The organism is uncultured Aquimarina sp. (assembly GCF_947492115.1).
Lineage (GTDB): Bacteria > Bacteroidota > Bacteroidia > Flavobacteriales > Flavobacteriaceae > Aquimarina.
On record NZ_CANLMM010000001.1, the window covers coordinates 1,187,725 to 1,194,145 of the forward strand.

Sequence of the window (6,421 nt, forward strand, 5' to 3'; positions counted from 1 at the left end):
ATTGAATTTTATTTTGTAGCCCCAAAATAAAATTTTTCAGAGACGGCACTTTTAACTAAGTGTCGTTTTTTTTTGCTGTAATCCAAACAAAACAAAGTATCAATCTTGAATAATTTGGAATTATTCCATAAATTTGGAATAATTCCAAAAAAAGTAAAATTGAGAACTATACTACATTTAGACTTAGATACATTTTATGTATCTGTAGAGCGACTCATAGACAGTTCTTTACAACAAAAACCTTTGCTAGTAGGGGGAATTAGCGATCGAGGTGTTGTAGCGGCTTGTAGTTATGAGACTAGAACATTTGGTGTACATTCAGGAATGTCTATGAAAATAGCTAAAGAATTATGTCCTGAAGCTACTGTTATAAAAGGTAATGCAGGCACCTACAGTAAATATTCTGATATCGTTACCGAAATCATCAAAGAAAAAGTTCCTGTATTAGAAAAGTCCAGTATCGATGAGTTTTATGCTGATCTTTCTGGAATGGATAAATTCTTTGGTGCCTATAAATATGCATCAGAATTAAGGCAAAAAATTATATCCGAAACTGGATTACCGATCTCTTTAGGTTTTGCTCAAAACAAAGTAGTTTCTAAAGTAGCTACTAATGAAGCGAAACCCAATAACCAATTAAAGATTGATTTTGGTAAAGAAAAACCTTTTCTAGCTCCACTATCCATTAAAAAAATTCCGATGGTGGGTGATAAAACATTTCAGACACTTCGTAATCTAGGAGTTAGACAGGTAAAAACAATACAGGACATGCCTGTAGATGTTATGCAAAGAGTGTTAGGTGCCAATGGACTAACGATTTGGAAAAGAGCAAACGGAATTGATGATACTCCTGTGATTGGTTTCTCTGAACGAAAATCAATTTCTACAGAGAGAACATTTGATAGAGATACTATAGATGTGCATAAACTGCGAAATATTCTAGTTGCAATGACAGAAAACTTATCTTATCAGCTACGTAGAGGAAATAAATTGTGTGCGTGTGTTGCTGTAAAAATTAGATACTCTGATTTCAACACCTACTCTAAACAACTTAAAATACCTTACACTAGTGCTGATCATGTATTAATCCCAAAAATACTTGGACTATTCGAAAAACTATATCAAAAAAGACTGTTAGTACGTCTCATAGGAATTCGATTTAGTCATTTAGTAACAGGAAACTATCAGATTAACCTTTTCGAAGACAATGAAAAACAGTTAAATCTTTATAAAGCTTTAGATCATATAAGAAATCAATATGGAGATCGAAGTGTTATTAGAGCTGTTGCTATGGGATCTAAAACTATTGGCAGAATGCAAAACCCTTTTAACGGTCAACCGCCAGTCGTATTGGCACATAGAAAACAATAAAAATAGATTTTATATTTCGTGTATCTAAATTGTCATTCATATTATAGTCTAAGATTTGGAACTTTTTCTGAAATTGAACTACTAGAATTAGCTAAAGAAAATTGTGTTGATTCTCTGGCTTTGACGGATATCAATAACACATCAGCATGCCTTAATTTTATTAGAAAAGCCAAAGAATACAATATTAAACCAATTGTAGGTATTGATTTTAGAAATAATCATCAGCAATTATATGTAGGGCTTGCCAAAAATAATAAAGGATATAAAGAGTTGAATGACTTTCTATCGTATCATTTACACAATAAGATAGCATTTCCAGAAACCGCTCCTCTATTCCAAAATGCTTTTGTCATATATCCATTTAAACAAATTATAGGAACCCTAAAAAAAACATTAAATACAAATGAATTTATTGGTGTTACCATAAAAGATATTCCAAAACTTAGACTTTCAAAAATCTTACTATTAGAAAATAAGCTTGTTATTCTTCAGCCTGTAACTTTTAGGTCTAAAAAAGATTTTAATACACATCGTTTACTAAGAGCTATTGATAATAGTATTTTATTAAGTCGATTACCCGAAGATCAGCAAGCTTGTTTTTCTGAACAAATGACTCATAATGATCAAATTACAAAAGAGTTTCAGGAATTTGACTTCATCATTAGAAATACCAAAAACATAAGCAATCAATGTACTATCGATTTTAATTTTTCTAAAAACAAACCCTCTTTAAATCAAAAAATATATACAGGAGATATTCAAAAAGACAACGAATTATTAAAAAAATTATGTATAGAAGGATTGCCTTATAGATATTCAAATCCAAATAAAAAAGTAAAAGATCGATTAAAAAAAGAACTAGATCTCATTACAAAAATGAATTTTGTATCTTATTTTCTTCTCAATTGGAGAATCATTTCATATGCCCAAGAACAAGGCTATTACTATGTTGGTCGCGGTAGTGGAGCTAATAGTATTGTTGCATATTTACTTAAGATTACGGATGTGGATCCTATAGAGTTAGATTTATATTTCGAACGTTTTATCAACTCACATCGTACCAGTCCACCTGATTTTGATATTGACTTCTCTTGGAGAGATCGACAGGATATCACACGTTTTATCTTTTCAGAATTCAATAATGTAGCATTATTAGGAGCGTATGTTACATTTCATTATAAAGGAGCAGTAAGAGAATTAGGAAAAGTATTTGGGTTACCTAAATTTGAAATTGATAAACTTAGTGGAGGTGATTATGATTATAACTCTTTAGATCATATCCACAAATTAGTGATTACTTATAGCCAGCTATTACAAGGAATTCCTAACTACATTAGTATCCATGCCAGTGGTATCTTAATCAGCGAACAACCACTCCACAATTATGCAGCCACAGATTTACCTCCAAAAGGTTTTCCGACAGTACAATTTGATATGATCATTGCAGAAGATTTAGGACTTTACAAGTTTGATATCCTAGGTCAGCGCGGTTTAGCAAAAATCAAAGAAGCTATAAACATAATTCAATATAATCAACCTGAGAAAGCTAATTTCGACATACATGATATTGAAAAATTCAAGAAAGACCCTAACATAAATGCTCTGATTAGAGATGCTAAATGTTTGGCTTGCTTTTATGTAGAATCTCCCGCTATGCGTATGCTACTAAGTAAGCTAAAAACAGATAATTATTTGGGATTGGTAGCGGCAAGCTCTATCATACGACCTGGAGTAGCCAAAAGCGGAATGATGCGAGAATATATTTTAAGAGAGCACGATAAAAATAGGCGTAACAACTCCCACCCTATTATGCTAGATCTTATGAAAGATACTTATGGCATTATGGTATATCAAGAAGACGTAATTAAAGTAGCTCATCTTTTTGCTAAACTTACCTTAGATGAAGCAGATGTATTACGAAGAGGAATGAGTGGTAAGTTTAGATCTCGTAAAGAATTTAAAGAAGTACAACAAAAATTCATTCAGAACTGTAGGAATGAAGGGTATGAAGAACAGCTTATATTCGAAATATGGGATCAGGTAGCGAGTTTTGCTGGTTATGCATTCCCAAAAGGACATTCGGCCTCTTATGCTGTAGAAAGTTACCAAAGCTTATTTTTAAAAGCTTATTTCCCTCTAGAATATTTAGTAGCTACTTTAAATAATGGCGGAGGATTCTATCGACCAGAAGTATATTTACATGAAGCTAAATTACTAGGAGCCATAATTCATACACCTTGTATTAATGTTAGTCATTATGAACATATTCTTAAAAACAATCATATTTATCTCGGGCTAAACATTTTACGAAACTTAGATCATAAAACATCTGAACTCATACTATTAGAACGTCAAATACATGGAGCCTATATTTCTCTTAATGACTTTATTGATCGCGTTCCTATAAGTATAGAACAGATAAGTATTCTGATTAAAATAGATGCTTTTGCTTTTACCAAAAAGAACAAACATGAATTATTATGGGAAGCTCATTTTAAATTACATAGTATTTCGTCAAACTATGACCAACCTCTTTTATTTAAAGAAAAGCGTACAGAATATAGATTACCTGAGTTCTCAACTTCTAAATTAGAAGATGCTTTTGAACAAATTGAGTCTTTTGGATTTCCAATTTGCGGGTATTATGAGATATTAACCACGAAACCTGTTAATCAAAATAGAGCAAATGACTTAAAAGCATATCTAAATAAAAAAATTGATATTTATGGCTATCTCATTGCCATGAAAAATACAAGTACTTCCAATGGTAAAAGAATGGCTTTTGGTACTTTTTTAGATCAATTTGGTGATGTATTTGACACTGTACTATTTCCACCTGTACAAGAAAAATATAAATTAAGACACAAAGGTATTTATCGCATGTATGGCAAAGTAGTTGAAGAATTTGGGTTTTTAAGTATCGAAATTATCAAAATTGTAAAACAAGACTATATTCAAGATCCACGATATGCTTAACAAATTAGTTTAACTTATGTTCCACCACAGTCATACTTTATTTTTACTGCTTGCAAATCCTCCCATATAGGTTCATGAAACTCTTTTGGTGATAATCTAAAATAAACAATATACCTCTTTAAAACACTGCAATATGAAGAATTTATCTTTGCATTGAGTACTATTTTTTCACGTTTAAAAAAGGCATCGTATACTTCAATTTTCCCTTGAAACATTGAATTTAGTCCTTGAGACCTATAAAAACTAACTTTTGTTTTTGGCAGTTTTTTAAAAAACTTAAGCTTTGTAAGTAATCCCGTTTTCATTAAGCCAGTAAAATATGTGTCCATATCAGAGGTCACTCTTAAGGCTGTCAAATCTGGATCATCTTCTAAAATCCATATAAAAACATAACTAAAATAATCTTCATCATTTACATCTCCCCAACCTTCTGCAAAACGAATATGCTCTTCTCCTTTGTAAGGAAGTGATCTTGCAAAAATTAATGGAAATTCTAATACTTCTTTTCGCCAAGTATGAGGTGCATCTAACAAATTTTCAATCTTAGTCGATTTACACCCATTAATCATAATTATAATCACTAAAATTATAATATTTTGTAATACTCTCATTTGATAAACTTTGCTTTACAGCGTACAAATCAATAGCATTAAGGAGTAAGAAAATAAATTATGTGATCGATAGGATATATTAGGGATGAATAGGAAGGTTATAAAAATTATTAGTAATAAAACTCAGAGGCAAGTTAATCTTCATCGGAATAAACGCTATGAAACAGATCTATTTTAGATCTTGAAACGGGTATTGCTTCTTGTAATCCACTTACTGTTATTGTGTATCCTCTTTTATTTCCTCTTACTTTTTCAATTCTATCTGTATTTATCAAATAAGAACGATGACATTTAAATAAAAAAGGATATAGATCAAGTTGTTTAGTAACTTTTTCCAATGTACTCCTAAGTATATAACGAGAAACTTTTCCTTCTTTGAGATAAAAGACTTCCATATAATTACCACTGCTTTTTATCAGCAATATTTCTTGAGGAAATACTTCTAATATATCATTTCCAGTATCTGATAATAAACATACTTTATGCAGTGATAAGTTAAAATCTTCACTTCTATCCAAGTTTGAATTTACATCGCCAGTAACTAACTTAAAATAATGTTTAATGAATAACGAAAGTGGTATAAAAAACAATTCAAAAATCAAGAAGTATTGGAGAGATAAACCCAACCAATCTACAAAACGTATATTTCTAAAACCACCTGAAATTAGATTAATTAAAAAAGTGACTCCTAAAAACAAAGTTATATCCAATAAAACTTGGATACATAGATATTCATTTACAGACCTTTTTCTAAAAATGCTATAAGTAACTTTTCTAGAAGTAAAAGTTATTAATAATACAATTATCGAAGATAGAAATGAATCACTCAACAACTTACCATATTCGTAATCATTATAACCAAACGGTTGAAATAATAATAACAGAAAAAAAACAGAAACTCCTAATGTGATTGGGGTAACGACACCTTCTTTTGCTAACCACTTGTTCAAACCTAAGGACATTTAAAATAATATTGTTATTCTATAAACTCTAATTCAATAGTAATCTAAAAATAGTACGAAGCATGACAAAATCAAAAGTATCTATTAAATCTTAATATTTATTTATCAGTTTGTTACGATACGTATAATCACTAAAATATCAAATTAGTGGAATTTTTAATCTATAAATTAAATATTATGTACAAAAAGATGTTATCAATCCAAGGTATTAATTAATTAATTAATTACACAAAGAAGAGCAATCCTATATAAAAGGTGGTTATCCATCGAGTTGTCCTTTCAATGGCAGTGTTGCATCTCAATGTAGACCCATTCTTCCTGGTTTTCCAGTAGCACGTATTCGTGGTTGTTCTCTGAGTGCTTTTTAGTTCTTTGCTGCTATGAGCAGTAAAAGTTATGTATTCTATACAGCTTCAGTTTACTGCATAAAAAAACCCTTCATTGTCATAATGAAGGGTTTTCAAGGAAGGCGGCGACCTACTCTCCCACGATTGTAGTACC

The 6,421-nt window shown here is 30.7% G+C and carries 4 protein-coding genes; 2 read left to right on the top strand and 2 right to left on the bottom strand.

Annotated elements, in window-relative coordinates:
• The first annotated feature begins 159 nt into the window (after positions 1-159).
• Both dinB and Q1A73_RS05360 read left to right on the top strand, forming a co-directional pair.
• Positions 160-1,371 (top strand): DNA polymerase IV, encoded by a 1,212-nt coding sequence (gene dinB, locus Q1A73_RS05355; protein WP_299602553.1) that lies wholly within the window; start codon positions 160-162, stop codon positions 1,369-1,371.
• A gap of 18 nt (positions 1,372-1,389) precedes the next feature.
• On the top strand, positions 1,390-4,347 hold the full coding sequence (locus tag Q1A73_RS05360) for a PHP domain-containing protein (RefSeq protein ID WP_299602557.1): 2,958 nt from the start codon (positions 1,390-1,392) through the stop codon (positions 4,345-4,347).
• 14 nt (positions 4,348-4,361) lie between these two features.
• On the opposite strand, the gene Q1A73_RS05365 is transcribed toward Q1A73_RS05360, so the two are convergent.
• Positions 4,362-4,958, bottom strand: coding sequence for a hypothetical protein (locus Q1A73_RS05365; RefSeq protein ID WP_299602560.1), 597 nt, complete (start codon positions 4,956-4,958; stop codon positions 4,362-4,364).
• Between the two features lie 134 nt (positions 4,959-5,092).
• Complete coding sequence (locus Q1A73_RS05370) at positions 5,093-5,920, bottom strand: LytTR family DNA-binding domain-containing protein (RefSeq protein ID WP_299602563.1); 828 nt, start codon at positions 5,918-5,920, stop codon at positions 5,093-5,095.
• Between the last annotated feature and the right edge of the window lie 501 nt (positions 5,921-6,421).

Bases quoted from the DNA above. Each gene is read 5' to 3' on its own strand.
- Q1A73_RS05365 (WP_299602560.1), bottom strand. From the start codon at position 4,958: ATGAGAGTATTACAAAATATTATAATTTTAGTGATTATAATTATGATT.
- Q1A73_RS05370 (WP_299602563.1), bottom strand. From the start codon at position 5,920: ATGTCCTTAGGTTTGAACAAGTGGTTAGCAAAAGAAGGTGTCGTTACC.